The 25,774-nt window shown below is 36.6% G+C and carries 26 protein-coding genes; 11 read left to right on the top strand and 15 right to left on the bottom strand.

Going from position 1 to position 25,774, the window contains the following annotated elements:
* Nucleotides 1-194 precede the first annotated feature (194 nt).
* The 4 genes from BXY64_RS05195 to BXY64_RS05180 all read right to left on the bottom strand — a co-directional run bounded on the left by BXY64_RS05195 (nt 195) and on the right by BXY64_RS05180 (nt 6,768).
* The gene (locus BXY64_RS05195; protein WP_120238859.1) at nt 195-2,702 is read right to left on the bottom strand and encodes an endonuclease MutS2; all 2,508 of its coding nucleotides are present in this window, start codon (nt 2,700-2,702) and stop codon (nt 195-197) included.
* Nucleotides 2,703-2,821: 119 nt separating this feature from the next.
* Entirely contained in the window at nt 2,822-3,412 is a 591-nt protein-coding gene (locus BXY64_RS05190; protein ID WP_120238858.1) for an outer membrane beta-barrel protein, read from the bottom strand.
* 68 nt (nt 3,413-3,480) lie between these two features.
* Nucleotides 3,481-4,146: a tetratricopeptide repeat protein gene (locus BXY64_RS05185; RefSeq protein ID WP_120238857.1), complete on the bottom strand. Its 666-nt coding sequence runs from the start codon at nt 4,144-4,146 to the stop codon at nt 3,481-3,483.
* Nucleotides 4,147-4,335: 189 nt separating this feature from the next.
* A complete protein-coding gene (locus BXY64_RS05180; RefSeq protein ID WP_120238856.1) occupies nt 4,336-6,768 on the bottom strand; it encodes an alpha/beta hydrolase family protein in 2,433 nt (810 codons plus the stop codon).
* Nucleotides 6,769-7,026: 258 nt separating this feature from the next.
* On the opposite strand from BXY64_RS05180, the gene BXY64_RS05175 reads away from it, so the two are divergent.
* The 4 genes from BXY64_RS05175 to BXY64_RS05160 all read left to right on the top strand — a co-directional run bounded on the left by BXY64_RS05175 (nt 7,027) and on the right by BXY64_RS05160 (nt 11,364).
* A complete protein-coding gene (locus BXY64_RS05175; RefSeq protein WP_120238855.1) occupies nt 7,027-8,697 on the top strand; it encodes an alanine/glycine:cation symporter family protein in 1,671 nt (556 codons plus the stop codon).
* A 670-nt stretch (nt 8,698-9,367) separates the two neighbouring features.
* Nucleotides 9,368-9,880, top strand: coding sequence for an SRPBCC family protein (locus BXY64_RS05170; protein ID WP_120238854.1), 513 nt, complete (start codon nt 9,368-9,370; stop codon nt 9,878-9,880).
* Nucleotides 9,881-9,889: 9 nt separating this feature from the next.
* Nucleotides 9,890-10,708 carry a helix-turn-helix domain-containing protein gene (locus tag BXY64_RS05165; RefSeq protein WP_120238853.1) on the top strand — a complete coding sequence of 273 codons (819 nt, stop codon included), beginning with the start codon at nt 9,890-9,892 and terminating at the stop codon, nt 10,706-10,708.
* A gap of 104 nt (nt 10,709-10,812) precedes the next feature.
* The gene (locus tag BXY64_RS05160; protein ID WP_120238852.1) at nt 10,813-11,364 is read left to right on the top strand and encodes a carboxymuconolactone decarboxylase family protein; all 552 of its coding nucleotides are present in this window, start codon (nt 10,813-10,815) and stop codon (nt 11,362-11,364) included.
* A 45-nt stretch (nt 11,365-11,409) separates the two neighbouring features.
* Here BXY64_RS05160 and BXY64_RS05155 read toward each other — a convergent pair whose 3' ends face one another.
* The 7 genes from BXY64_RS05155 to BXY64_RS21590 form a co-directional block, all read right to left on the bottom strand.
* Nucleotides 11,410-11,976 (bottom strand): pentapeptide repeat-containing protein, encoded by a 567-nt coding sequence (locus BXY64_RS05155; protein ID WP_120238851.1) that lies wholly within the window; start codon nt 11,974-11,976, stop codon nt 11,410-11,412.
* Nucleotides 11,977-11,985: 9 nt separating this feature from the next.
* Entirely contained in the window at nt 11,986-12,771 is a 786-nt protein-coding gene (locus BXY64_RS05150) for a PhzF family phenazine biosynthesis protein (RefSeq protein ID WP_120238850.1), read from the bottom strand.
* Complete coding sequence (locus tag BXY64_RS05145) at nt 12,768-13,148, bottom strand: pyrophosphohydrolase domain-containing protein (protein ID WP_120238849.1); 381 nt, start codon at nt 13,146-13,148, stop codon at nt 12,768-12,770. Before BXY64_RS05145 ends, BXY64_RS05150 begins: the two co-directional genes overlap by 4 nt.
* Nucleotides 13,149-13,401: 253 nt before the next feature.
* Nucleotides 13,402-14,118: a hypothetical protein gene (locus BXY64_RS05140; RefSeq protein WP_120238848.1), complete on the bottom strand. Its 717-nt coding sequence runs from the start codon at nt 14,116-14,118 to the stop codon at nt 13,402-13,404.
* Between the two features lie 273 nt (nt 14,119-14,391).
* Complete coding sequence (locus BXY64_RS05135; RefSeq protein ID WP_211334406.1) at nt 14,392-14,589, bottom strand: PspC domain-containing protein; 198 nt, start codon at nt 14,587-14,589, stop codon at nt 14,392-14,394.
* Nucleotides 14,590-14,600: 11 nt separating this feature from the next.
* Entirely contained in the window at nt 14,601-14,855 is a 255-nt protein-coding gene (locus BXY64_RS05130) for a hypothetical protein (RefSeq protein ID WP_054714877.1), read from the bottom strand.
* Between the two features lie 105 nt (nt 14,856-14,960).
* On the bottom strand, nt 14,961-15,095 hold the full coding sequence (locus tag BXY64_RS21590; protein ID WP_262706497.1) for a hypothetical protein: 135 nt from the start codon (nt 15,093-15,095) through the stop codon (nt 14,961-14,963).
* Nucleotides 15,096-15,890: 795 nt separating this feature from the next.
* Between BXY64_RS21590 and BXY64_RS05120 the strand changes: the two genes are divergently transcribed.
* The 7 genes from BXY64_RS05120 to BXY64_RS21315 all read left to right on the top strand — a co-directional run bounded on the left by BXY64_RS05120 (nt 15,891) and on the right by BXY64_RS21315 (nt 22,488).
* Nucleotides 15,891-16,139, top strand: a complete 249-nt coding sequence (locus tag BXY64_RS05120) for a DUF2061 domain-containing protein (protein ID WP_211334405.1) — start codon at nt 15,891-15,893, stop codon at nt 16,137-16,139.
* 12 nt (nt 16,140-16,151) lie between these two features.
* A complete protein-coding gene (locus BXY64_RS05115; protein ID WP_120238845.1) occupies nt 16,152-16,628 on the top strand; it encodes a precorrin-2 dehydrogenase/sirohydrochlorin ferrochelatase family protein in 477 nt (158 codons plus the stop codon).
* Nucleotides 16,629-16,631: 3 nt separating this feature from the next.
* On the top strand, nt 16,632-18,407 hold the full coding sequence (locus BXY64_RS05110; RefSeq protein WP_120238844.1) for an assimilatory sulfite reductase (NADPH) flavoprotein subunit: 1,776 nt from the start codon (nt 16,632-16,634) through the stop codon (nt 18,405-18,407).
* Between the two features lie 16 nt (nt 18,408-18,423).
* Nucleotides 18,424-20,130 (top strand): NADPH-dependent assimilatory sulfite reductase hemoprotein subunit, encoded by a 1,707-nt coding sequence (locus BXY64_RS05105; RefSeq protein ID WP_120239758.1) that lies wholly within the window; start codon nt 18,424-18,426, stop codon nt 20,128-20,130.
* A 10-nt stretch (nt 20,131-20,140) separates the two neighbouring features.
* On the top strand, nt 20,141-20,959 hold the full coding sequence (cobA, locus tag BXY64_RS05100) for a uroporphyrinogen-III C-methyltransferase (protein ID WP_120238843.1): 819 nt from the start codon (nt 20,141-20,143) through the stop codon (nt 20,957-20,959).
* 185 nt (nt 20,960-21,144) lie between these two features.
* A complete protein-coding gene (locus tag BXY64_RS05095; RefSeq protein ID WP_211334404.1) occupies nt 21,145-21,870 on the top strand; it encodes a head GIN domain-containing protein in 726 nt (241 codons plus the stop codon).
* 459 nt (nt 21,871-22,329) lie between these two features.
* Nucleotides 22,330-22,488 (top strand): hypothetical protein, encoded by a 159-nt coding sequence (locus BXY64_RS21315; RefSeq protein ID WP_170150580.1) that lies wholly within the window; start codon nt 22,330-22,332, stop codon nt 22,486-22,488.
* Between the two features lie 95 nt (nt 22,489-22,583).
* Here BXY64_RS21315 and BXY64_RS05085 read toward each other — a convergent pair whose 3' ends face one another.
* The 4 genes from BXY64_RS05085 to BXY64_RS05070 are packed head-to-tail and all read right to left on the bottom strand — an operon-like array spanning nt 22,584 to nt 25,761.
* On the bottom strand, nt 22,584-22,817 hold the full coding sequence (locus tag BXY64_RS05085) for a hypothetical protein (protein WP_120238840.1): 234 nt from the start codon (nt 22,815-22,817) through the stop codon (nt 22,584-22,586).
* Nucleotides 22,793-23,086 carry a hypothetical protein gene (locus BXY64_RS05080; RefSeq protein WP_120238839.1) on the bottom strand — a complete coding sequence of 98 codons (294 nt, stop codon included), beginning with the start codon at nt 23,084-23,086 and terminating at the stop codon, nt 22,793-22,795. The genes BXY64_RS05085 and BXY64_RS05080 overlap by 25 nt, the downstream gene beginning before the upstream one ends.
* 9 nt (nt 23,087-23,095) lie before the next feature.
* Nucleotides 23,096-25,225: a Tex family protein gene (locus BXY64_RS05075; protein ID WP_120238838.1), complete on the bottom strand. Its 2,130-nt coding sequence runs from the start codon at nt 25,223-25,225 to the stop codon at nt 23,096-23,098.
* Nucleotides 25,226-25,233: 8 nt separating this feature from the next.
* Nucleotides 25,234-25,761: a DUF4230 domain-containing protein gene (locus BXY64_RS05070; RefSeq protein WP_120238837.1), complete on the bottom strand. Its 528-nt coding sequence runs from the start codon at nt 25,759-25,761 to the stop codon at nt 25,234-25,236.
* Between the last annotated feature and the right edge of the window lie 13 nt (nt 25,762-25,774).

The raw sequence follows: 25,774 nt of genomic DNA, 5'->3' as shown, positions 1-25,774 counted from the left end.
AAAATTTGATTCCACTGGATTTCTCAGAACATTTTTACTTGAAAATTTCATGATCCGGCTTTCTGAATGAAAAATTACAAGTCAATTCAACAAATCGAACTCTCTCACTCCCATTTTCGAGCAAAAATTCATTCCTCTGCATTTCTCACTACTATTTGTAAACCATTTTTTACTGCACCAAAACTTTAAAGCAATTACTCCATAGTAACTACCGTAATACCCGAACCTCCCATTTGAATTCTCTCGTCTTTAAAATGGCGAACCAAATCAACGGTTTGCAAGTAATCTCGAATCAATTGGCGCAAAATGCCATGTCCTGTTCCATGAAGAATTCTAAATTCTTTCACATCCAACATTATGGCTTCATCCACATGATCCATTACAATTTGCAATGCCTCATCACCACGCATTCCTCTCACATCAATATCCTGACGGAAACTCAACTTTCTTTTCGAGATGCGCTCCTGAACCAAAGCCGAAGTTTGGTTGTAAGTTTTCTCCTGCTTTTTAAGCTGCGACTTAGAAACCTTAGACAAGCGCTTGGCCTTTACCGAAGTTAAAATACTTCCGAAGGCAACCACTGCGGTTTTGTCGTTAATCTCAATTACTTCCCCTACAGTATTCTGATTATCCAACTTCACCATATCACCTTTCTCAATCACATCAGGGTTGAATTGTTTCTTGGCTTTGGCAATTGGTTTCGAAGCTGATACTTTTTCAGTCGATTCTGTTACTTCTCCTTTTTGACCTTTTCGCTTTTCGCGATTTTTAAGCTTCTGTATTTTGCGATTAATACGCTCTTCTTCCTCTAATTCGGCTTGAGTTAGCTGTACCTTCGTTTCTTCGAACTGTTTTCTTGCCTTTTTGGTTCTTTCCTTCTCAGCCTTACTCTCCTTGATTTCACGAATGGTCTTTTCTATGGTCTTATTCGCATTCTGCAATAAATCCTTAGCTTCCTGCTGCGCTTTTTCGATAATATCCTTACGAAGCTTACTTGCATCTTTCAGCTCCTTATCGTATTGCTCAACCAATTGATTCAACTTTTTCTCGTTGCGACGGATTTTATCACGCTTGCTTTCCCAGTAGCGTTTATCACGAACAATATCACGCAAGTGCTTGTCAAAATTGATATGATCTTCACCAACTTTCTCGGTTGCATCTTTAAGAATTTCCTCTGGCAAACCGATTTTTCTTGCAATCTCGAATGCAAAAGAAGAACCTGGCTTTCCAACCTGCAATTGGAACAATGGTCGCATCTGGTGCGAATCGTACAACATGGCACCATTCTCAATTCCTTCAGCTTCTGATGCAAAGTGCTTCAAACCTGAATAGTGAGTTGTAATTACCCCACAAACTTTTTTCCTGTTCAGTTTATCTAAAATCGATTCAGCAATAGCTCCACCTAGTGCAGGTTCGGTTCCCGTTCCAAACTCATCAATCAACACCAAGGTATCTGTATCGGAGTGACGCAGGAAGTGTTTCATATTCATCAAGTGAGAACTGTAGGTACTCAAGTCATTCTCTATGGATTGCTCATCACCTATATCAATGAAAATTTTATCGAAAATCCCAATCTTGGATTCTTCTTCCATTGGAACCAAAAATCCACACTGGAACATGTATTGTAACAAACCAACTGTTTGCAAACAAACCGATTTACCACCGGCATTTGGTCCTGATATCAGAATTATTCTTTGCTCATTAGATATCTGAAGACTTAATGGCACTACCTTTCGTCCCTCGTTTTGCAGAGTTAAAAACAGAAGGGGATGCACAGCCTTTTCCCACAACAAAGTTGGCGTTTTAACCATCTTAGGCAATAAAGCTTTTACCTGAATGGCAAACATGGCCTTGGCACGAATAAAGTCGATTTTAGCCATGAATTCATAGGCCAAAAACAAATCATCGATATACGGACGAAGTTGCGCAGTAAACTCTTGTAATATTTTAATGATTTCGCGTCGCTCTGCATACTCCAACTCTCTAATTTCATTGTTGGTTTCAACAATTTCGGCAGGCTCAATATATGATGTTTTACCAGTAGCAGATTCATCATGAACAATCCCTTTAATTTTCCTTTTATGGGCTGAAGGCATTGGTATTACAATACGCCCATCACGCACCGAAAGAGCTACATCCTGATCAACCCAACCTTCTTTTTGAGCTGCACGAAGCATAGACTGCATTCGTTTTGAGATGGTAGATTGTTTTTGAATTAAAGAACTTCTAATTTGCTGCAATTCGGCAGATGCATTGTCCTTTATTCTTCCATTTTTTGTAATAATTCCATTAAGTCTATCGAAAATATAAGGGTACATTTTCACATTCCCGGTCAATTTCATAAGGTATGGATATTCACCCTCTTCCTTTTTTTGAAAGAATCGTAAAATAGAAGAAATAGATTCTAAAGATCGCTTCAGATGGTACAGCTCTTCCAATTCAAGATAAGTTCCATCAATTCGAACTTTCTCCAAACTGCCACGAACATCAATAAAGTATCCCAAAGGGAAATTCTCCTCCTCTAAGCAAATGGTTTTAAATTCGTTGGTTTCGTTCACCATTCGATTCACATTCTTGTATGAATTCGAAAATCGAACTTCATCAACCAAATCTCTTCCCAGGGAACTTAAACATTGTTTCTTAACCAGTTCTCTTACTTTATCGAACCTAAGTTTTGTCTCAAAATTTTCCGGATATATCACGCGCTATCTTTCTGTCTTAGTTTTATTCCTTGCAAAATTAATAAAAGTGACGGATAGGCAAAAAAGAAAGGAATAACACATCAAGCTGTTATTCCTTTTTAATATTCTTTTTTAATGAATTACAAACAAAAAGTAAAACCAACATTAAAAGCTAAATTTTTCGTTTTCAACTTCACATCACTATCTTCCTTATATTTTTGAGTACTATTGGAATAAATCAAACCTAAATCAATTGCAATATTTTTGTGAAAAAATATTGCAAGGCCGCCACCTAATTCATAATTCGAAAGACGATATTCCATCTTATTTGATCCTGACTGGGTTGTTGATGCACCAACTCCTAATCCTCCATGCAAGTAGGGTTTAGTTTTACTTCCTCCATTATCAAAATAATATCGCGCGAAAGGACCAAATGATATGCTATTTGATTTTGTTTCATCTCCATCCTCATCTTCATTCTTTTGACTCCTGTATGGCACACTTAATCCTATAAGTAATCCGTCACCAGCAAAGTACCCAATACTTGGCGCAAATGTAAATTGCTTAGATTTCATTTCGCTTTTTGCATAACTTCCAGTTTCAAATTCACTATTAACTGAATTAAAACTAATACCTGATTGAGCATTAATATAAAATTTGCCCTGTTCAATTTGAGCTGAAACTAAACTAGTAAAAAATAATAAACAAATCGTGGTAAAAATTATTCTCATAAATTGTGTGTTAAAATTTTGCCTACTCTTAGTGATTTTCGGCTTACTCTCTTTATAATTATGAACCGTTACTTTTTTACTTTACAATTTCGTTCCCAATATTCTGTGGCTTCACCTGAACCTGCATCCATTGCAGATTTCCAATCGGTACAGGCATCATCTTTTTTACCTGCTTGAAAGAGGCTTATTCCTCTATTCACATATGCGGCTGTATAATCTGGTTTTAATTGTATCGCATAAGAATAATCAATAATTGCCGAGGAAAATCTATTCTTTTTTAAGGAAATTGTAGCTCGATTAAAATAATAATGAGGCACCAAATAAAAATCAGAACCATTCATTTTACTATAGGCGATAGCCATACTATATTCCAACATTGCCCTATTTAAATCACCTTGCATTTTATATATTTCACCAATGTAGTAGCAAATCTCATCGTCTTGTTGAAAAATTCTTTTGGCTTTTTGGAGCAAACTCAATGCTGAATCTCTAAACTCCTCACGGTTCGTGGCTAAAGTGTATAGATACAAATAAGGTTTTCGTAAAGTCGTATCTATTGAAATGGCCTTGGTAAGCAATGGAATAGCAGCTTTATAGTCCTGCTTTTGTATGTTTTCTATTGCCTTATTTGCAACTTCCGCAGCCCTATTTCGAGTATTCAAATCAACATTAATATCCTGTCCAATTGCAAAGTAGGATAGAAAAATCAAACATATAAAAATTCTGTATTTCATAAACAATTTAATATTTTTTTATAATTCTTGTGTTTCTTACAAGACAGTCTATTTAAACAAAAAACCAAATATAAACATTTACTATGATCAGTATAACTTCAATTATAATTTATCATTATTCTAATTAAAGGATAAATAAAAAAGCTTACACAAAATTGTGTAAGCTTTTACTAATGCATCTTTTATTAATTACTTTTCAGCAATTTCTTTTTTGCGATTTTTAACATGCTTTTCAAGCCATTGATCTTGTTCCCAAAGCATATGCATAATATTCTCTTTTGAGCGATATGAGTGACTCTCTTTTGGTAGCATTACCAAACGAACCGTTGCCCCTAATCCTTTTAAAGCATTAAAGTAACGCTCACTTTGCATCGGATAAGTTCCCGAATTGTTATCTGCCTCACCATGAATTAGCAATAATGCGTTGTTCATTTTTTCGGCATGCATAAACGGAGACATGGTATAATACACATTAGGTGCTTCCCAATAGTTTCTTTCTTCGCTTTGGAAACCAAAAGGAGTAAGCGTTCTGTTGTAAGCTCCACTACGCGCAATACCTGCTGCAAACAAATCGGAATGTGTTAACAAGTTAGCAACCATAAATGCACCATAACTATGACCACCACAAGCTACTCGATTTCTATCGATATACCCCATGTCATCAACAGCATCGATAGCTGCTTTTGCATTGGCAACTAACTGAGTACGGAAAGTATCATTTGGCTCTTCATCTCCTTCACCTACAATTGGGAAAGCTGCATCATCCAAAACAGCATATCCTCTGGTTAGCCAGAAAAGTGGCGATGCCCAATACAAATACGTAAATTCGTTCGAATTTGCAGTAGTTTGTCCAGCACTTGCCTTATCCTTGTATTCGGTTGGATATGCCCACAAAATCATCGGAACTTTTTCTTTCTTCTCCATATCATATCCTACTGGTAGATATAAAGTACCTGAAAGCTCTACTCCATCTTCTCTTTTGTATTTGATTACTTCTTTATGAACACCTTCAATGCTCTTAAATGGATTGTCAAAAGATGTAAGCTGCTTTAGTTTCTTTCCTTTTAATTTTCTGAAGAAGTAATTAGGATATTCAGAGTTAGATTCGATTCTAACCAAAAGTTCTTTTTTCTTAACATCAAAATTTCTTAAATCTTCAACCTTATCAGTGTATTTTGACTGATATAATCTTTCTGTTTTTTGAGTCTTTAAGTTGAACTTATCCAAAAATGGAAATTGTCCTTCTTTAGAATACCCATCACCCAAAAGGAAAGCATTATCGCCATCTAAGGCTAATGTATATTTACCAAATTGGTTTCTTGCAGATACAAAACTTCCCGGATCACTATACTTATCCTGGTAATTTCTATCACTAATCATTTTTGGAGCAACTGAAGCATCAGAAGGATTAAAGATATAAGTTTTTGTATTTCTGGTATTCCACCAATAATCATATGCAATTGCAATATTTTCATTACCCCAGGTAATTCCAGAGAAACGATTTATGGTTTTCAAAATGCTTTTTCCATTGCCTTTAAATGGAGCTTCTAGCTGAAACACTTCATCGCGATAATCCACTTCATTTGCAGGATCACCTCCGTCTAATGCCTCTGCATAAATTAAAGATGCAGGCATATCTGAACGCCAGCTCACATTTCTTCTTCCTTTACGAACTGCCATGAATCCCTGAGGAAGATCTTCGATCAATGGAACGGTCAAAACATCTTCAACTTTCTTTGCATCCTTTGTATATACAGTAGTTTTTGAAGGGAATCTGTAATAAGGAACCAAGTAAGAGAAAGGTTTTTCAACCACCGAAATCATAACGTAATTTCCATCAGGAGAGAAATTCACACTTTTGTACATTGCTGATGGCAACCACTTTTCAGCACTTCCATCCATTTTAATCTTGTACAAATCTGACAATGCCAATTGCTCGAAGTTGTACTCATCATTTTTATTTTTCAACAAATCCTGATACGTTCTGTTTTGCGCTTTTTTACCTGCGTTTTCAGAAATGGTAGGACCTGACGGAACAGAACTTTTAGTATTAATTAATTCCTTTTTATTTTCTGGAACAAATTTTACCAGAACAGCTTCTTCATTTTTAAACCAGTTGATTGGGTCTCTTAAGTTGGCATTAACTTTTGGTTCTGTTATTTGTGCTGCCGATGCTGTTGCAACATCCAAAATCCAAACTGCTACACCTTGGCTACTTGTATTTGTAAAAGCCAGTTTAGATTGATCTGGTGAAAAAATAAAATTGCTTAATCTTGGATTCTTTGGCAAACCTTTTACCTGAATAGCTTCATCTGATTTAGACTTTAGCTTTCTCAGTTTAATATTATTACTGTAGCTGGTTCTACTGCCAATATTGGTTTTAGGATCAATTCTTAATCCACCCAAACGCATTTCTTCCTGAGATAATTCCTCTATTGTTTTGTATGCACTTCTATACAATAGAATCATATTCTCTTTTTGGTTATCCAAAATTACCGATGGGGCTCTCTCCACATCAGCCAATTCCAAAATCTCTTTTGGAGGCTTTTGAAAATCGATATTGTTTTGAGCACTGGCATTAAGCGCTACAAAAAATATCAATACGTAAATTAATCTTTTCATTATTTGTTGTTTTGATATAGTTAAAAGTCCATAAAGGACGGTTGGTTCATGTAAGGAAAAAAATCAAAGATTAAATTTATGGATTTAGATGCTGAATTCAATTTCTTTTCGATAAAATTATGATCACGGACGATTAACATAGACATCTGCAATATATCCATTCCAAATTTCATAAATATGGCAATTCAAAATAAACTCTTATCTTAGATGACTTTCAAAAAAAGAATCTATTACCCATTACCAATTTAACCTGTATCTATGCATAACCTTAATGATTTTCTAACTTTAATTGAAGGATTTTTAGGAGGAAGCAAATGGTTTCCAATTTTATTAATCGGAACTGGCTTGTTCTATACCATTTATTTAAAGTTTCCCCAATTTCGATTTTTTAAACATGCCTTAAAAGTTGTTACCGGAAAGTATGACAAACCTGGTGAAAAAGGTGATGCATCTCACTTTCAAGCATTAACCACGGCACTTTCGGGAACCGTTGGAACCGGAAATATTGCTGGTGTTGCATTGGCAATTTATTTAGGAGGTCCGGCAGCCTTATTTTGGATGTTGGTGACAGCCTTTTTAGGGATGACAACCAAATTTGTAGAGGTAACACTTTCTCATAAATATCGCGAAACCGACGAAGAAGGATTTATTTCGGGTGGACCAATGTACTACATGAAGAACAAGTTGAATATGCGTTGGTTGGCTGGAATCTTTGCAGTCATGACCATTTTCTCATCTTTTGGTACAGGTAGTTTGCCTCAAATTAACTCCATTTCCAACTCCATGTTTACTACATTTGGTTTTAACAAAATGTTGGTTGGAGGAATTCTTACCATTTTATTGGCATTTGTAATTTTAGGTGGAATTAAACGTATTGCTAAAGTTACCGAAAAACTGGTTCCTACAATGGCTATTATTTATTTTGTAGGTGCACTAGCAGTAATCTTTTACAATTACGAAAACATTATTCCTTCTTTCGTATCAATATTTACCAATGTATTTACAGGAACAGCTGCTGTTGGTGGTTTCTTAGGGGCTGGTTTTTCTTATGCACTAACCAAAGGTGTAAACCGTGGTTTGTTTAGTAATGAGGCTGGTCAGGGTTCTGCGCCAATTGCCCACGCTGCTGCAAGAACCGAAGAGCCTGTTTCGGAAGGTATGGTAGCTATTCTTGAACCATTTATCGATACCATCGTAATTTGTACCCTTACGGGATTAGTGATTCTATCATCAGGTGTATGGACCGAAAAATTGCCAAACCAGTTTCAACCAACCGATATGGTGGTGATGGCAGATCAGTACGATGACACCAATGAAGAAGATCGTGAAAAACTATATCACTATTTAGGTGGAACTTCGGATTTACCTGTGTTTACAGGTGATTTGATTGTTGAGAATGGTGAAATCAAAAATGAATTAAGCATTATTAATGCTCGTTCAGTAGCAGAGAACATCAAAATTTATGACTCTCAAGACAAACTCTACAATGGTAAAGTGGCCATTTCCAATGGAAAATATTCATCAAATAATGGTGTAACATTTAAGGGAAACTCGCTGGTACATTCGGCACCATTAACTGCCGAGGCATTTACCCGAAGCTTATTGGGCGATTGGGGAAAATGGATTGTTTCCATCGGCCTGCTTTTGTTTGCCTTTTCAACTGCAATTGCCTGGGCCTATTACGGAGGACGTTCGGTTACCTATCTGTTTGGTGTAAAAGGTGTGCTTCCTTATCGCATCATTTATTGTATCGGCTTTTTTATTGCATCCTTTGCTGATACAACAATCATTTGGACCATTTCCGGTATTACCATCGTTCTGATGGCTTTGCCTAACCTTATCGGGATATTAATGCTGCATAAAGATATGAAGTCAACATTAAATACTTATTGGGATAAGTTCAAAAAAGAACATCCATCAGAAGTGTAATAAATACATTAAACAATTAATAAATAAGCTCTTCCGTTGGCGGGAGAGCTTATTTTATTTTTTGGCAACCTCTTCCGCTGGCGGAAGTGATCATTTATTTTTTCGACAAGCCCACACGCTCGTGGAACACATCATTTATTTTTTTGAGGAGCCCATCCGCTGACGGAAGAGCTTATTTAATTTTTTGACGACCTCTTCCGCTGGCGGAAGTAATCATTTAATTTTTCGACAAGCCCGCACGCTCGCGGAACACATCAATTATTTTTTTGAGGAGCTCATCCGCTGACGGAAGAGCTTATTTAATTTTTTGACGACCTCTTCCGCTGGCGGAAGTAATCATTTATATTTTTGACAAGCTCACACGTTCGCGGAACACATCAATTATTTTTTTGAGGAGCCCATCCGCTGACGGAAGAGCTTATTTAATTTTTTGACGACCTCTTCCGCTGGCGGAAGTAATCATTTATTTTTTCGACAAGCCCACACGCTCGCGGAACACATCATTTATTTTTTTGATGAGCCCATCCGCTGACGGAAGAATCCAATTAATTGAAAAAGTATGGTTGAACGCTTTAAAATTCAATACTTTATTTTTCAGAAGGCATTTGGCCTGAATATCTGTGTCTTTTTTTGTATTTTAAATCGAACAAAACAATAAAGGTTAACAGTTATGAAAGAAATAGATTGGACCAAATTTGTTCGAAAAATTCACATTAAATCATCCATTGATAAAGTATACAAATGCTGGGCAACTCAGCATAAATTGGAAAGATGGTTCCTAAAGAAAGCGGAATTCAAATCAGCAGATAATTTGCCCAGAGCAAGTAAAGAATTTATTCAAACTGGGGATACCTATTCTTGGCAATGGTACAACTGGTTAGGTGTTGAGAATGGAAAAATAATAGAAGCCAACGGAAGGGATAAAATCGTTTTTGCTTTTGCTGATAATGAAGTGGAAGTATTGCTGACAAGAGAAAAAGGCATGACTTTAGTTTGCCTTACCCAAAGTAAAATTAAAACAGATGAGCCAAGCAAAATGAATAATTTCGTAGGCTGTAGCAATGGATGGACTTTTTGGATGACCAATCTAAAGGCATACCTGGAATATAAAATTCTATTGCATAACAAAAGTGATGATCAAACATTGAATCCAAACGATGGTTTCGAGTACATTAACGTTTAAATATTACCAATGCTTCAGACCTATTCAAACAAAAGGGATTCATCCTACTTTTCATTTTCGGATGAAATCCAAAATAAAAACCAGACTTACAAAATATTTTGGCAGCGAAGCGGATGTTCTCGTTTAATTGTTGATGGAATTGCCTACACAATTAAGGAGAACCAAATTCTTTTCCTCACACCTCTTAATCAGCTTGAGGTGGATGAAATCAATTCCACTTTAAATCAATTATCATTCAATCGAGAATTTTACTGTATCCAACAACACGATCAGGAAGTATCATGCTATGGGTATTTGTTTTTTGGATCATCAGAAGTTCCAATTGTTTCATTGGATTTGAAAGATCAGGAAAGCTTTGATTTGTTGATCAAGGTGATTCTTGAAGAATTTGAAAATTCGGATCATATTAAGGGAGAAATGCTTCAGGTACTGCTAAAAAGGTTCTTGATTAAATGCACCAGACTTGCTCGAAAAACATTGACAAATCCAGATATTAATCAGGATAAATTGGATATCATCAGGCAGTTTAATGTATTGGTTGAAATGCATTTTAGACAGAAACACAAAGTTGCTGATTACGCCGAATTGCTACATAAATCACCCAAAACCATTTCCAATTTATTTGGAGAGTATAATGATAAAACTCCTTTACAGGTAATTCAGGAACGCATTGGTTTAGAAGCGAAAAGATTATCTATTCATACAGATAAAACTGCAAAAGAAGTTGCCTATGAGCTAGGCTTTGATGATGCGGCCCAGTTTAGTCGTTTTTTCAGCAAAGTGGTTGGTAAAAGTCCAACTGATTTTAAAAAAAGTACGATCATTTAAGCTAAAAGGAAAAATTGCCAAGCCAGTGGGAAGAATTGCCATTCTTCCCACTTTTTATTTCCTGCACTTTTGTAATAACAAATTAATTATAAAAGGATAGAGAAATGAAAACAATCAATGTACCAAGAGTAAATCAGCTTGATGAAAAAGCACAAAGTATTCTAAACAATGTAAAAAGTCAATTGGGTATGATTCCTAATTTATATGCAACCATTGCTTACTCGAGCGATACTTTAGAAAATTACTTGAACTTTTCGAGCAAAGCTGGTAAAGAAAGCTTTTCGGCAAAAGAGATGGAAGCCATAAAACTTGCCGTATCGGAAGTAAATGGATGTGAATACTGTTTGGCTGCTCACACAGCAATAGCCAAAATGAATGGCTTTACAGAAGAAGAAACCATTCAATTGCGCGAAGGAAGCATTGCCGACTCAAAATTGAAAGCATTAAGCAGACTTGCTGCCGATGTAGCAACTAACAGGGGAAGAGCAAGTGAAAGCAATTTGGAAGACTTCTATGCGGCAGGATACGATGAGAAAGCCTTAATCGATTTTCTGGCAGTTGTAATGGAAATATCGTTTACCAATTATACTCACAACTTGACAAAAGTTCCAGTTGATTTTCCTAAAGCAAAAGAATTAAGCAAATCTGCAGCTTAATCAATCGTATAATATAGAACAAACCCGCCTAATTGGTGGGTTTGTTTATTTTATCACAATATCATATTGCTGTAACAATCCTGCCAGACCTTGGGCTGAAAATTTAGCTTTCTTAATTTTATTCGACTCGGGATGAATGGAGTAATTGCTTGCCGAAGTCAAATCCGCTCTCTCTATATTGGTAAACTCAAACACAGCTCCTGCCATATCACAATTTGCAAATGAAGCTTGAGTCAAATCAGTTTCTGCAAAATCCACTTCATGTAACTGGCAGTTTACAAATTGAATTGCTTTTAGTTTAAGTTGATAAAACGAAGAAAGGTTTAGCATACAATCGGTAAAAGTAAAAGAAAGCAATAGCTTGTTGCAATCCTGAAATGCAATGCCTAACATTTTACATGATTTAAATTGAATATCCCGAAAGGCGGTATGATTCACCTTGACGTTGCTTAAATCACAGGAATCAAATTCACATTCCAAAAAAACAACATTCGATAAATCAGAGTTGGCAAATGTGCAATTTACAAAGCGGCAATTGTCATACTCCGCTTTTGGCAAATTAGCATTCGAAAAATCCTGATTTTCGAAAACTTCCTCTTCAATATAATCCATTACTTGCTCCTATAAAAAGATTTCTCCTACACTATAACTTACTGCGTGACCAGCTATTTTTACTCGATCATCACTATTGGTACAGAATAATTCACCTTTTCGATCTGATAATTGAAAGGCTAACATTTCTTTCTTACCAAGTTTCTCACTCCAAAAAGGAATCAGTGAGCAATGTGCTGATCCAGTAACCGGATCCTCGAAAATGCTTGCTCCCGGAGTAAAAAAACGAGAAACAAAGTCAACTTCCCGACCAAGGGCGGTACAAACAATTCCTCCATGTCCCAAATCAATGCCTTTCAATTTATTTTCATCAGGTTCCAGTGCCAGAATATCATCTTCATTTTCATACAAGAGTACATAATCTCTAGATTGGTACACCTCTAGAGGTTTAATATTCAAGCTGTCTTCAATAATAGATGGCAATGAAGTTGGCACAGGCATTCTGGAAGGAAAATCCAGTACATATCTATCTCCCTCAAAAGCTACTTCTAAATCTCCACTCGCTGATGTAAAACGAATTTTATCTTCCGGATAATTCAAATGTTTTTTAATGACATGAGCCGTTGCCAAAGTGGCATGCCCACAAAGATCCATCTCTAGCTCTGGTGTAAACCATCTGATATGAAAACGATCGGCTTCAGGTACAAAAAAAGCGGTCTCTGCCAAATTGTTCTCCTTTGTAATATTCAATAACAAATCATCTGAAAGCCATTCTTCCAGTGGAATTACGCATGCTGGATTCCCACCAAACAGCTTATTTGTAAAAGCATCTATGTGATATTTTTTCAAGTTCATTTGTTTATAATTTTCTTGATATCGGGTTTTGTGTACAAAGTAGATTTAATCACCTTACCATCTTCTCGGTACAAAGGTTTTCCATTCTCGTCTAATTTGCTCATGTTGCTGCGGTGAACTTCTGAGAATATTTCAGCATACTTATCCTGTAGGCCAAATTCTAAAACCGTTCCCATAACTACATAATGAATATCTGCCAATGCATCGGCAACTTCAACAATATTACCCGATTCCCAAGCTGCTTTCAATTCATCAACTTCTTCCTGAATAATATTTTGTCTTAACTCGCATCGTTCAACACTTGGAATATTAGGCTGCTCTTCCACATTTACACCGAAGGCATTGTGAAACTCATGTACTTTATCTAATGCTTTCATTCTAATTCTTTATTAAACTTCTAATATAGTAGCGGCATAAAACTACACCATTACAATCTTTGACAAGAAAGCTCCAAAGACAAGGCTTTCAAAGTTTTTGAACCCAAGGAGTTTACTAATTGTAAATGACTGTTTCAAAAACGAGACTAACGCAGTATTTGTAGTTTTCTTGTAAAGATTAAATATCACCAATTCTTTTAAAACAAAAAAGGCTTCCAAAAGGAAGCCTTGTAAATATTATCAATACCTGATCTTATTTCAATGTTACCGCGAAAGTAAGAAATAACTTTTCCGTTGCCGGATTCAAGGTTAATCCGCCACGAATAGGCAATGAAAACTTATCTGTTAATTTAATTTCATCATACATAGTAACATTAACGTTTACCACATTAAATTTATCATCATACATTCCTTTAAATGGCGAAAAACCTAATGCATATGAGAATTTCTTTCCACCAATAAAGTTCGAATATCCCAACTCAAAATAAGTAGAGTAATTCTGATCTCCATTTTCATCCTTATCAAACTCTCCATAGAAAAGCACAGATCCCATTACAGAAACAGGAAATTTTGCACACCCCTTATACTTTGCTGTAGCATCGAACAAATGAACAGAGTTTTCACTGTCGAAATCAAAGAATTTTGATTTTTCGAAATTAGGACGTGGACAATAAAAATCGTAAACACTAAATTGAAATAGCGGAGTGTTATACGAAACATACAAGTCAACCTCCTGGTAGCTATCATCAGTTGCATAAGCTCCCCATGCTCCAAATGTAAAACGACCGGTTTGAATCTCCAGCGTTGGCTCAATAGTAGGTGCTGTACCACTATGACTACCTCTCCATAAGTGTTTACTTACAAAGTCAATACTGCGATTAACTTTAGTTTTTGATGGAAGTTTTTCAGCATTAACTCCCAAACAAATGCATACCAACCCAATTAAAGGGATCAGTTTTTTTAGGTTCATCTGTTAGAATCTTTAAGTGTTTGTGTTTGTTTTAAAAAGAAAGGATATTTCTGACTTAAACAGCTATTTATCACGGCGATTAGGTTCATGATTTATCCATCTCTAAAAATCGCAGCAAAAATAGAAGATTAGAATATTCGAAATCATGACAAATGTGGTCTTTTTAAAGAATTTTTCGCTGTTCTTTAACACAAAACATAAAATACCTAAAAATAGAAGTATAAAAAAAGGAAAGCTATTGCTTTCCCATTATATGTTTTTAGTAAAATTCAATTATAACACTTCGTAATAATCCGGCATTACAAACCAAAGTATAACATAGATTAATAATCCTGGAAATCCTGCACTAAAAATAGAAATTAGCACATAAAGAACCCTTACAAGTGTTACGTCTAAGCCCAGGTATTCAGCAATACCCGCACAAACACCTGCAATCATTTTATTAGATGATCGCTGTAGTTTTTTACTCATTATATTCTTAATTAATCGTCGAATTCTTCGTCGTAAAGATCCTCTTGGTTTTCTAACTCATCATTGTAAAAGGTTTCAGCCTCATCCAACAAATCTTCGATCAAATTCTGATCTTCCGGTGTTTTATCCATCCAGTAAATGGTCTGGTTTGAATTAAAATCTTCTACATCACATTCGATAATGCATTTAGGCGAACGTGTGTGAACGATGAATAGAGTATCTGGTAACTCCTGCGAATTGTCTGCTAATAAAAACTTTGGTAGCATAGTATTTAATTATTAAATGTGCTGTAAATATAGGAAGAGATTGAATTCCAAGCAACAAAAATGAAGTGAACACTCATTAATTTTTAAAACTCATGTAATGGCTTCTTACAAATCAGACTCTTGACCACTTTCCTCCTCCTCCATATCTAAGCCAAAACCATAGTCTACATCTACTTTTATAAGCATATTGTACTCATCGGCACTTATGGGGAAAGCATAAAAGCTCTTATCCGGACCCAATTAAGAAAGTTTTATATCACCTTCAAATCCGTAGGGATAGAAATTCAGAATCCAGTTTCTTAAAGCTTACAATTCTATTTTTCTTTGTCATTATATAAAAATTATATAATGGCAAATTTAATTCAACTTATAGGATAAAAACTAATTGTGAAGACTTCTTTATTAAATCCTTTATTTTTTTCCAATAAAAAACCGTCTCCTGTAATATTACATCTTTCCATCGTCGATAGACCTTCTGTAAGGCTTGTATTTTAAGGGTAAGTACTTATTCATCTCTGGTTTCAGTACAAGTAATCGAAAACGATTTCAAAACAATGGATATATTCTATTCTGATTTTTTTTTAGATCAGTAGTTTGTAATATTCAAAATGAATTCCTAAAATTGTACCCGAAATAAAGATCGATTTATCCTATTTAAACAAAACAATGAATAACACTCTTGGAAATACAATCACTTCTTCTTTTGCAGGTACAGCTTGTTGTTGTATGTGTATGGATTGTATTGAACTGCAAGAAGGAGTTGTTTAAATTTATAGTAGGACATAAATAACAGCACAAGCCTTTTTGCAATAGCAGAAAGGCTTTTTTTATGGATTTACTTATAATCAAAACAGAAAATTTATTCATCAATTGTAACACAAATGCAAAACGAAAAATCACATATCAATCAAATCTCACATCAAATGATGTGTTGTTGTATGTGTATGTTATGGTATCCTCCCTAGCAGATTTCGTTATGCATATAAGTGAACTAGCATACCGAGCCTTTCTGCGAACCAGAAAGGCTCTTTTTTTATGAGTAAGCTGAATGAAATGAAAGAAAAAACTTACAGAAGTATTGCAAAAACCATTTCGTGGAGGACCATTGGAACAATTGACACGGTGCTGATTTCGTGGCTGGTGATTGGAGATATCACTTGGGCGATGTCGATTGGTGGTGTTGAATTATTCACGAAAATGGGACTCTACTTTCTACACGAAAGAACCTGGAACAAAATAAAGTTTGGAAAAGAAGATAAACACCCGGTTGATTATCACATTTAAAAACAAATTATCATGTCGAAGAAACAATTTTTACCCATAGCAATAGATATTACCAATAAGAAAATACTAATTATTGGTGGCGGCGAAGATGCCTATAAGAAATTAAAGATTTTACAGCGAAGTACTGATTTGGTAGAAGTTCTGGCTCCAAATATCATTAGCTGGATTAAGAATACAGGGATCAAATATCACGAACAACAGTACAATAAAGAGGTTCTGAAAAATTACTATTTGATTTATAGTTGTGTTGAGGATCCTGCCTTTTTGCGACAACTAATTCGTGATTGTAGAGAAGCCAATGTGCTGCTAAATGTTCACGACCAGCCTGATTTTTGTGAATTTGTTTCTCCGGCAATCTATAAACAAGATAATATCAGTATTGCTGTAAGTTCTAATGGTGAGGATGTATTTAAATCCATCAAAATCAGAAATCAATTAAAGGACTATTTCGAAAACTACAGACTTCAAAAACTCTTAATTGCAAACTAGATCATGACAAATCAATATCAAATAAATAGCGAACAGCTTAGCCAAATTAATGAGCTGGTAAAAGAACTAAACAAAGAACAGTTGGTTTGGTTGAACGGATACATTTCAGGCTTGATTAATGGCAACACAAGCAGTGCAAATACACTGGCAACGGCAGTACCAAAATCATCAGAAAAAATTACCATTCTGTATGGCACACACACCGGACACAGCAAAGAAATTGCTCTTGACTTATACGATAGACTTAGCTCCCTAGGCTTTTCGCCTTCGCTTAAGGCCTTAGATGAATACAAGAAAACTGATTTGAAGAAAGAACAGTACCTGTTTCTGGTTGTAAGTACCCACGGTGAAGGCGAACCTCCTATTCAGGCAGAAGACTTTCATGAGTATGTTTTGGGTAAAAGAGCTCCAAAACTGGAAGGAACAAAGTTCTCGGTACTGGCTTTAGGCGATAAATCATACAAGAAATTTTGCCAAACCGGAGTTGATTTTAATGAAGCATTCAAAAAGTTAGGAGGCGAAGAAATCGTTCCCATTCATAAAGCAGATGTTGCATATGAAGAAATAGCCAACAGTTGGATTGATTCTGTTGCAAGTGAACTTCAAAAAATTCAGCCAGCAGCAAACTCAACTGTTTCCATTGAAAATACTGCTGCCAAAAAGAAGAAATTCAATCGAACCAATCCTTTCTATGCCGAAGTTCTCGAGAAAGTTAGAATTACAACGGAACAATCGGAGAAAGAGATTTACCATGTTGAAATATCGCTGGAAGATTCAGATATAGAATATCAGGCTGGTGACAGCATTGGAGTTCTCCCAAATAATCCTGTCGATTTGGTTGATTTGATCATCAATCATTTTGCAGAAGATCCTGAACGGATCGTTCGAGTTGGAGGTAAGGATGTAAGTTTGTTTAGAGCATTGCAGCACAAGCTTGAAATAACGGTTTTAAATCGTGAGGTTCTTGAGAAGTACAACGAGATCGTAAAAAACAAAGAGCTCACTACTTTGCTGGAAAATGAAGAAGCTCTGGATCAATATCTTTATGGAGCTGATACGATTGACCTATTGGAAGATTTCCCCGGAAAAATTAAGATCGATGAATTTATTGGAATTCTAAGAGTGTTGTATGCTCGCCTCTACTCTATCTCTTCCGGTCCGACTCTAAATCCCGAAGAGGTTCATATCACAGTTGCTTCTCTTAGATACAAGCACAAGAAAAGAGATCGAAATGGTGCATGTTCCACTTACATTTCAGATCAAATAAATGTAGGCGATCACATCCCTGTTTTTATAGAGAAGAATGAAGCTTTCCGATTGCCAAAAGAAACCGATAAATCTTTGATAATGGTTGGAGCAGGTACCGGAGTAGCTCCATACAGAAGTTTTCTACAGGAGATTGAGCAAAACAACAAGCAAACCAACAGCTGGCTATTTTTCGGAAACCAGCGTTTTAAAGAAGATTTTTTGTACCAGGTAGAGTGGCAAAAATATTTGCAAAAGGGAGTTCTAAACAAATTGGATGTTGCCTTTTCGCGCGATCAGAATGAGAAAGAGTATGTACAGCATAAACTCAAACAAAAAGCATCTGAGGTGTTTCAATGGTTAGAAAACGGCGCTCACTTTTACATCTGTGGTGATAAAAACTACATGGCAAAAGATGTGCAGGAAAGCTTAAAGGAAATCATTACCAGCGAAGGTGGAATAACAGCCGAAAAAGCAGATGAATATCTGAAAAAATTAAAGAAAGAGAGACGTTTACTTCTTGATGTTTACTAGAAAAAAAAGGAAAATCATGTCAGATCAAAATATAAATTGGGCAGACTTGTCCGAAGTTGAAAAAATTAAAACCGATAGTAATTATTTGCGAGGAACATTGGCTGAAAGTCTTGCCGATCCCATTACAGGGGCAATTGCAGTAGACGACAGACAAGTATCGAAGTTTCATGGCATTTACCAGCAATTCGACAGAGATACCGAAAGGGAAAGAAAAAAGACCAAACTGGAACCTGCTTACTCTTTCCTTATCAGGGTAAGAGTACCTGGTGGGTTGGTGAATGCGGATCAGTGGTTGCAGATGGATCAAATTGCAGATGAATACGCCAACGGTACGCTAAAGCTCACTACCCGTCAAGCCTTTCAATTTCATGGCGTTTTAAAGGGTAATCTGAAACCAAGTATTCAATCCATAAACAAGGCATTGCTTGATACCATTGCGGCCTGTGGTGATGTAAACCGAAATGTAATGGCCAGTCCTCATCCCTATGGTTCCAATGTGTTCGATCAGGTTCAGGATTATGCCAGCAAAGTAAGCGATCATCTTACTCCGCGAACTCCTGCCTATTACGAAATTTGGTTGGATCAGAAAAAGGTAGCCGAAGGATCGCAAGGAGAAGTTGAACCTTTGTATGGTCCGGTTTATTTGCCGCGTAAATTCAAGATTGGTTTTACCATTCCTCCTTTTAACGATACCGATGTATTTACACAGGATATCGGTTTTATAGCCATAGAAAACAATGGTGTGCTGGAAGGTTTTAATGTTGTTGCAGGCGGTGGAATGGGAACCACTTTTGGCGATGCTGAAACCTATCCCCGACTGGGAACTGTATTAGGCTTTGTGAAAGCGGAAAATACGGTAGATATAGCCGAAAAAATTGTGCTGGTTCAGAAAGAACAGGGGAACCGAAAGATCAGAAAAAATGCACGTTTAAAATATACCATCGACCGATTGGGCATAGATAAATTTAAGGAACTACTGCACGAAAAGTTAGCTTACAAACTGGAAGCTGCACGAGAATATGCCTTAATCAGAAACGGCGATAAGTTCGGATGGCATCAAAGTGTGAATGGCGACTGGTACCTTGGATTATTTATTGAAGGTGGTAGAGTGAAAGATGTTGAAAGTATAAAGACAAAAACTGCTTTGCGGGAAATTGCTGACTTGAATATTTCAGATTTTCGTCTTTCAGGGAATCAGAATCTGATTCTTGGAAAAATTAAGGGCGAAGACAAGAACAAAATCAATGAAATCCTGAAAAAGTACGATTCACTTCCGAGTACAATATCGGGAACAAGATCGAATTCCATTGCCTGTGTGGCTTTGAACACATGTAGTTTGGCTTTTGCCGAGGCCGAAAGGTATTTGCCGGGTTTAATCGATAAAATTGAAAGTAGCTTAAGCGATTTTGGCTTATTTAAAGATGAAATTGTGATTCGAATGACTGGTTGTGCCAATGGCTGTGGAAGACCCTATGTAGCAGAAATAGGACTTATTGGAAAAGGTCCGGGCAGGTATAATCTTTACCTGGGAGGAAACTTTAACGGAACAAGACTAAATAATCTGTATCGCGAAAATGTAAACGAAGAGGAAATTCTTCAAGAGCTTCGCCCCATACTGCAAGATTATTCGCAAAACAGAACGGAAGGAGAAGCTTTTGGGGATTTTGTTATCAGAAAGCAATACATAAAGGAAATCGTAAATCCTAAAGATTTTAAACACTAAACTTTGTGCAATGAGTCAAGGAAAAATTTGGATTGTAGGTGCCGGACCCGGCGCCTCCGATCTTCTTACCATACGAGCTTTAAGAGCTTTGGAATCGGCAGATGTAATCCTTACCGATGCCCTAATTACGGATGATGTTCGCAGTCTGTTTCCTGAAAAATCGATTGTTATTGAGGTTGGGAAACGTTCGGGCGATGGAATAAATCCTATGGAAAGACAGCAAAACATCCACAATCAAATGATCATGTATCACAGTTTGGGTCATCAAGTGGTTAGACTAAAGTCAGGCGATCCGATGGTTTATGGTCGGGGTGTAGAAGAAATCAGGTTTTTATTGGAATCGGATGTAGAGTTTGAATTGATACCTGGAATTAGTGCAGGCATGGCTGCCGCAAATGAATATTGGGTTCCTCTTACCGAAAGAGGAAAATCATCAGGGATTCACTTTCATTCGGCCATTAAAGTTGGAGGAGAGAAAAGCGATTTAGATGGTATTATTAGGGAAATAGAAAATAACGATACGGTTGTTATTTACATGGGATTGGAACGCTTAAGCGAGATGGCCTTTGAGCTCAACCAAAGACTTTCGAAAGAAACCAATATCAATGTGATTTCGAAAGTAAGTTATACCGATAGTGATATTTTAAGCGGAAACACAAAGTTCTTTAGTAAAATTGATCAGTCAGATTTACCTGCTTCACCAGCTGTTATCATACTGGGAAATCACACAAAAGTACCAGGAAAAATAACCTCCAGAAGGATGGACAAGAAATCATTAAAAAGCCATGTGAGAAAATTATTAGCACAGCCTTTCCTGAATTTATTTTAATTCCTAAAAATTTTCATGCAACTGTAAACTTAAGCTTATCGTCTTTACATCAGATCATTTATAGGCCAAAAGCTTCATCATCGAACAATTTTATATCAATTCACCTGTAACTTGAAGCCAACACTTGGCGTCATATAATATGATTAGAAACCTGGAATAAACTATTTCATTAAAATCTTATACGCATGAAAAAATTATTGAAAAAAATGTCCCTTACACTAATTGCGTTAACTATGGTATTTTCGTCAACCGTAAACGCTCAATTCTGGGGAACAAAAGGCAATGGCATTGTAAAAAAACAAGATAGAGAAATTGGTTCTTTTAGCGCAATTTCGTCTAGTAGTGGTGTCGATGTTTACCTAAGACAAGGTGATAAAGAATCGGTAACTGTTGAAGCGGATGAAAACCTTCTTGATTTGATTGTTACCCGCATAAAAGGTGATAAGCTGGTTATTAAAACGGAAGATCCAATTCGTAGAGCCAAGAAGCTTAATGTTTATGTAACCTTTGTGAAGGTGAATGAAATAAGCGTTTCGAGCGGTTCCGATCTTGAATCAAGTCACCCACTAAAATTTGAAGATCTTGATATTTCGGTTAGCTCTGGTGCCGATGCAGAACTTGAACTTAAGGCAGTAAATCTTACCTGCTCAGTAAGTTCTGGTGCCGATGCTAATCTTTCGGGTACAGCGAATTCTTTCTATGGAAAAGCAAGCAGTGGTAGCGATTTAAGAGCAGCTGATTTAAAAGCTAAAATTTGTAAGGCAAAAGCTTCAAGTGGTGGTGATGTTTCGGTTTATGCAATTGAATCTATCGAAGCATCAGCAAGTTCTGGGGGTGATGTAAATTACTATGGCGAACCTGCAAAAGTAAATGTGAGCAGCTCCAGCGGTGGAGATGTTAGCAGAAGATAATTTTTCAAATGGAGGTTGTTATGTTAACAGCCTCTTTTTTTTTAGATCTATATGATTTGGAGTGGACAATTCTTTAAATTTATTACTATCTACTTATCTTGTTCCATTCTCCAAAGTGGGCATTGGAAGGTCAAGCTGATTAGACGCGGAAAAATTTGTAGTAAGTCGGGGAAGCTGAGAACTTGTTCGAAGATCACCCCGCCGCACTTAAATTTTTCAAGTATAAATAGTTTGAGCTTACACGCCCTAGATTTTTTGCATCCTTTTTCATCAATGGAAAAAGGATGAGCCATGCGGCTCGAGCAAAGCGAATTTAAACAAAGAATCATAGGATAATTTTTTTCAAATAATGATTAATTTACTTACCCACTAAATTCCATACAGAACCCTTTTTTAAGCATCTCAAATTTATTGATAATAAAAATCTTATTACATTTATGATGGTTTTATATCAATATCATGAAAAAGAAAGAAGAAAAAGACGATAAAGTTGAAGTACACATTGGAATGGGAGAATCTGGTTACTATACAACCAAACAAATAAAGTATATGGCTTTATTCTTATTGCTTTTACTGGGCATGGTAATATTGGGCCTATACTTTGATCTATTATTCTAAAATCAACAAGATATTACTTTATAACCTAATCCAATAAACACAAAACCCAAACTCAATCTTGAGTCTGGGTTTATATGTCTGATAGAAAATTCTTTCTATTTCTTTCTTTTCGCTTCTACTTCCTTCAGGTAATCATCCAAACCTTCAAAAGGCTTATAGTTTTTAGGAATTCCCAATTTTGCCGATGGATCGTTTGCCGATAAATCGACCTTAGCTCCACATTCCGGACAACTTACCGTATGATGATTGGTGATCTCTAAAATCTTTACAATCATTTCTTTTTTGCAAGTCGGGCATTCTATAATTACATCCTGATCGTTAAAATCCATAGTCTTTTATTTTTGTTATCAAGTTTCAAAAATAGCCAAAACTTCCTAAAAGCATTTTTTTCAAACTCATAAAGTTTATATAAAACCGAGTTACGAGGTGTATTTTCTTCCCTGCAGCCTGCAGGAAGGATTTCACAGGGTGTATTTTCTTTCCTGCAGCCTGCAGGAAGGATTATACAGGGTGTATTTTTCTTCCTGCAGCTTGCAGGAAGGATTTTCAGGAGTGTATTTTTGTTCCTGCAGGCTGCAGGAACAAAAATACACTTCATATCTCTACTTTATTGCTCACAATCTTTCATTGATAGTTGAATGCGCTTTCTGGCCACATCAACCTCAATTACTTTCACATTTACATGCTGATGCAATTGAACCACATCAGCCGGATCGGATACGAATCGGTTGGCCAATTGCGAAATGTGTACCAAACCGTCTTGCTTTACGCCCACATCAACAAAAGCGCCAAAGTTTGTGATGTTGGTAACAATGCCTGGCATCTCCATTCCAACTTCAAGCTGGTCTATCTTGTAAATTCCCTCTTTAAATTGGAAAACTTTAATGGCAGTTCGCGGATCGCGTCCCGGCTTTTCAAGCTCTTCCATAATGTCCTTCAATGTTGGCAATCCTACTTCATTGCTCACATATTTGTTCAAATCGATTTGCTTGCGCAGATTTTGATCAGCAATTAAATCGGCAACAGAGCAATTCACATCTTTTGCCATTTGTTTTACAATGCAATAAGATTCTGGATGAACCGCTGAATTGTCCAACGGATTTTCGGAATTTGGAATTCGTAAGAAACCTGCACATTGCTCGAATGCCTTCGCTCCCATTCGCTTCACTTTCGTGATCTCCTTACGGGATGAAAAAGCTCCGTTCTCGGTTCTGTAATCCACTATATTCTGCGCCAACTGCGGACCTAAACCTGATACGTAGGTCAACAAGTGTTTACTGGCTGTGTTCAAGTTCACACCTACCTTATTCACACATGATTCCACCACCTGATCCAAACTCTGTTTCAATAAGTTTTGATCCACATCGTGCTGGTATTGGCCTACTCCAATCGATTTGGCATCGATTTTTACCAATTCGGCCAAAGGATCCATCAAGCGCCTACCAATAGATACCGCTCCACGAACCGTAACATCATACTGTGGGAACTCCTCGCGAGCCACTTTCGATGCTGAATAGATTGATGCTCCTGCTTCGCTTACTACAAAAACCTGAACTTTTCTATCGTAATGAAGGTTGGTTACAAATCTTTCTGTTTCTCGACTTGCAGTTCCATTACCTATCGCAATTGCTTGTATATTGTAGGTTTCTACCATATTGGTCAGCTTTTTGGCTGCCATCTTTCCCTGATTTTGTGGTGCATGTGGGTAAATGGTTTCGTTGTGCTTCAGATTTCCTTGAGCATCCAAACAAACCACCTTACAACCTGTTCTAAATCCCGGGTCGATCGCCAAAACACGCTTCTGTCCCAGCGGCGATGCCAACAACAATTGGCGCAAATTTTCAGAGAACACACGAATGGCCTCTTTGTCGGCTTCCTCTTTCGATGATTTGGCAAACTCCGTTTCAATCGAAGAACTCAGTAACCTTTTGTATGAATCTTTTACTGCCACCTCAACATGATCGGAAGCTTCGGTATTTCCTTTTACAAAGATTCTATTCAATCTGTCCAATACATCATCTTCATTGGGCGCAATATCCAATCGTAAAACGCCTTCTGCTTCTCCCCTTCTCAAAGCCAACATGCGGTGCGAAGCACATCTTTTTAATGGCTCTTCCGACTGAAAGTAATCTTTAAACTTTACTCCTTCTTCCTCTTTGCCTTTTACAACTTTAGAGCGGATTACTGCCTGACGTTGGAAAATGCCACGAACGGAGTTACGGGAAACTTCATTCTCGTTTACCCATTCTGCAATAATATCACGTGCACCTTGCAGTGCTTCATCCTCATCGGCAACCTCATCATTCACAAACTGACTTGCTCTGGATTCCACATCGCGTTCAAGCTGCTTCATCAGGATCTTAGCCAAAGGTTCCAATCCTTTTTCCTTGGCTTTTACTGCCCTGGTTTTGCGCTTTTGTTTGTATGGCAAATACAAGTCTTCCAACTGGTTTAGTTCCGTACAAGCTTCAATTCTGGCACGCAACTCGTCAGTCAGTTTCTCTTGCTTATCAATGGCCTCTATAATGCTTTCTCGTCTCTTGTCAAGCTCGGTCAATCGAGCCAATTCCTCTTTCACATTGGCAATCTGAACTTCGTCCAGGCTGCCAGTCATTTCCTTACGATAACGAGCAATAAATGGCAATGTGGCTCCCTCGCCAAGTAATTGCATGGTATTTTCAACCTGAAAAGCCTGCAATTGCAAGCTTTTCGATATTTGATCTATATATTTTTTCATTGCATAATCTACTTAAGCAAGTTTATTTTTCTTAGCCTTATTTCCTTTTCCGAGTCTAATCTTCCTCTTGGTGATAAACCAATTTGCATAGTATAATATTGAATCGTTTCCTTATCAATTTTATAATTAAATATCTTGCCTATTGGCTGCTGAATATTTAATTTCTTGTTCCAAATAATACAATGAATTGTTGGATCTTTCTTTGAAACTACTACAATAAACTGGACTTTATCCCCATTCCCAACTTCAGTTTTATCTATATAATCTACTACTACAGATTCAAAATAATATTTTCCATCAACATTATAAAAATATGAAAATGAATTTGAAACACTTTTAGTTCCTCCTGAAGGATGACTTTCATAAAATGTTGCAAGCGTAATTATTCGTTCATCTGAATTCAAATGGTTGTTCCATTTATACATTCGTAATCCAATAATCACCACATATATAAGAATACAAACACCTACCAAGGTGTATTGCACCTCTCTCTTTCTCAAATCTTTTAGCTGAAAACTCTTAGCAGATAATTTCAATTAATAATTTTTA

Source organism: Marinifilum flexuosum, assembly GCF_003610555.1.
Taxonomy (GTDB): domain Bacteria; phylum Bacteroidota; class Bacteroidia; order Bacteroidales; family Marinifilaceae; genus Marinifilum; species Marinifilum flexuosum.
The sequence above is the reverse complement of the archived record's forward strand: the minus strand, read 5'-3'. Positions and strand labels throughout refer to the sequence as shown.

What these genes read in the sequence shown, in the direction of transcription:
- BXY64_RS05190 (WP_120238858.1), bottom strand. Translation starts at nt 3,412, where the DNA reads ATGAGAATAATTTTTACCACGATTTGTTTATTATTTTTTACTAGTTTA.
- BXY64_RS05185 (WP_120238857.1), bottom strand. Translation starts at nt 4,146, where the DNA reads ATGAAATACAGAATTTTTATATGTTTGATTTTTCTATCCTACTTTGCA.
- BXY64_RS05180 (WP_120238856.1), bottom strand. Translation starts at nt 6,768, where the DNA reads ATGAAAAGATTAATTTACGTATTGATATTTTTTGTAGCGCTTAATGCC.
- BXY64_RS05175 (WP_120238855.1), top strand. Translation starts at nt 7,027, where the DNA reads ATGCATAACCTTAATGATTTTCTAACTTTAATTGAAGGATTTTTAGGA.
- BXY64_RS05170 (WP_120238854.1), top strand. Translation starts at nt 9,368, where the DNA reads ATGAAAGAAATAGATTGGACCAAATTTGTTCGAAAAATTCACATTAAA.
- BXY64_RS05165 (WP_120238853.1), top strand. Translation starts at nt 9,890, where the DNA reads ATGCTTCAGACCTATTCAAACAAAAGGGATTCATCCTACTTTTCATTT.
- BXY64_RS05160 (WP_120238852.1), top strand. Translation starts at nt 10,813, where the DNA reads ATGAAAACAATCAATGTACCAAGAGTAAATCAGCTTGATGAAAAAGCA.
- BXY64_RS05155 (WP_120238851.1), bottom strand. Translation starts at nt 11,976, where the DNA reads ATGGATTATATTGAAGAGGAAGTTTTCGAAAATCAGGATTTTTCGAAT.
- BXY64_RS05150 (WP_120238850.1), bottom strand. Translation starts at nt 12,771, where the DNA reads ATGAACTTGAAAAAATATCACATAGATGCTTTTACAAATAAGCTGTTT.
- BXY64_RS05145 (WP_120238849.1), bottom strand. Translation starts at nt 13,148, where the DNA reads ATGAAAGCATTAGATAAAGTACATGAGTTTCACAATGCCTTCGGTGTA.
- BXY64_RS05140 (WP_120238848.1), bottom strand. Translation starts at nt 14,118, where the DNA reads ATGAACCTAAAAAAACTGATCCCTTTAATTGGGTTGGTATGCATTTGT.
- BXY64_RS05135 (WP_211334406.1), bottom strand. Translation starts at nt 14,589, where the DNA reads ATGAGTAAAAAACTACAGCGATCATCTAATAAAATGATTGCAGGTGTT.
- BXY64_RS05130 (WP_054714877.1), bottom strand. Translation starts at nt 14,855, where the DNA reads ATGCTACCAAAGTTTTTATTAGCAGACAATTCGCAGGAGTTACCAGAT.
- BXY64_RS05120 (WP_211334405.1), top strand. Translation starts at nt 15,891, where the DNA reads ATGAGTAAGCTGAATGAAATGAAAGAAAAAACTTACAGAAGTATTGCA.
- BXY64_RS05115 (WP_120238845.1), top strand. Translation starts at nt 16,152, where the DNA reads ATGTCGAAGAAACAATTTTTACCCATAGCAATAGATATTACCAATAAG.
- BXY64_RS05110 (WP_120238844.1), top strand. Translation starts at nt 16,632, where the DNA reads ATGACAAATCAATATCAAATAAATAGCGAACAGCTTAGCCAAATTAAT.
- BXY64_RS05105 (WP_120239758.1), top strand. Translation starts at nt 18,424, where the DNA reads ATGTCAGATCAAAATATAAATTGGGCAGACTTGTCCGAAGTTGAAAAA.
- cobA (WP_120238843.1), top strand. Translation starts at nt 20,141, where the DNA reads ATGAGTCAAGGAAAAATTTGGATTGTAGGTGCCGGACCCGGCGCCTCC.
- BXY64_RS05095 (WP_211334404.1), top strand. Translation starts at nt 21,145, where the DNA reads ATGAAAAAATTATTGAAAAAAATGTCCCTTACACTAATTGCGTTAACT.
- BXY64_RS21315 (WP_170150580.1), top strand. Translation starts at nt 22,330, where the DNA reads ATGAAAAAGAAAGAAGAAAAAGACGATAAAGTTGAAGTACACATTGGA.
- BXY64_RS05085 (WP_120238840.1), bottom strand. Translation starts at nt 22,817, where the DNA reads ATGGATTTTAACGATCAGGATGTAATTATAGAATGCCCGACTTGCAAA.
- BXY64_RS05080 (WP_120238839.1), bottom strand. Translation starts at nt 23,086, where the DNA reads ATGAAGTGTATTTTTGTTCCTGCAGCCTGCAGGAACAAAAATACACTC.
- BXY64_RS05075 (WP_120238838.1), bottom strand. Translation starts at nt 25,225, where the DNA reads ATGAAAAAATATATAGATCAAATATCGAAAAGCTTGCAATTGCAGGCT.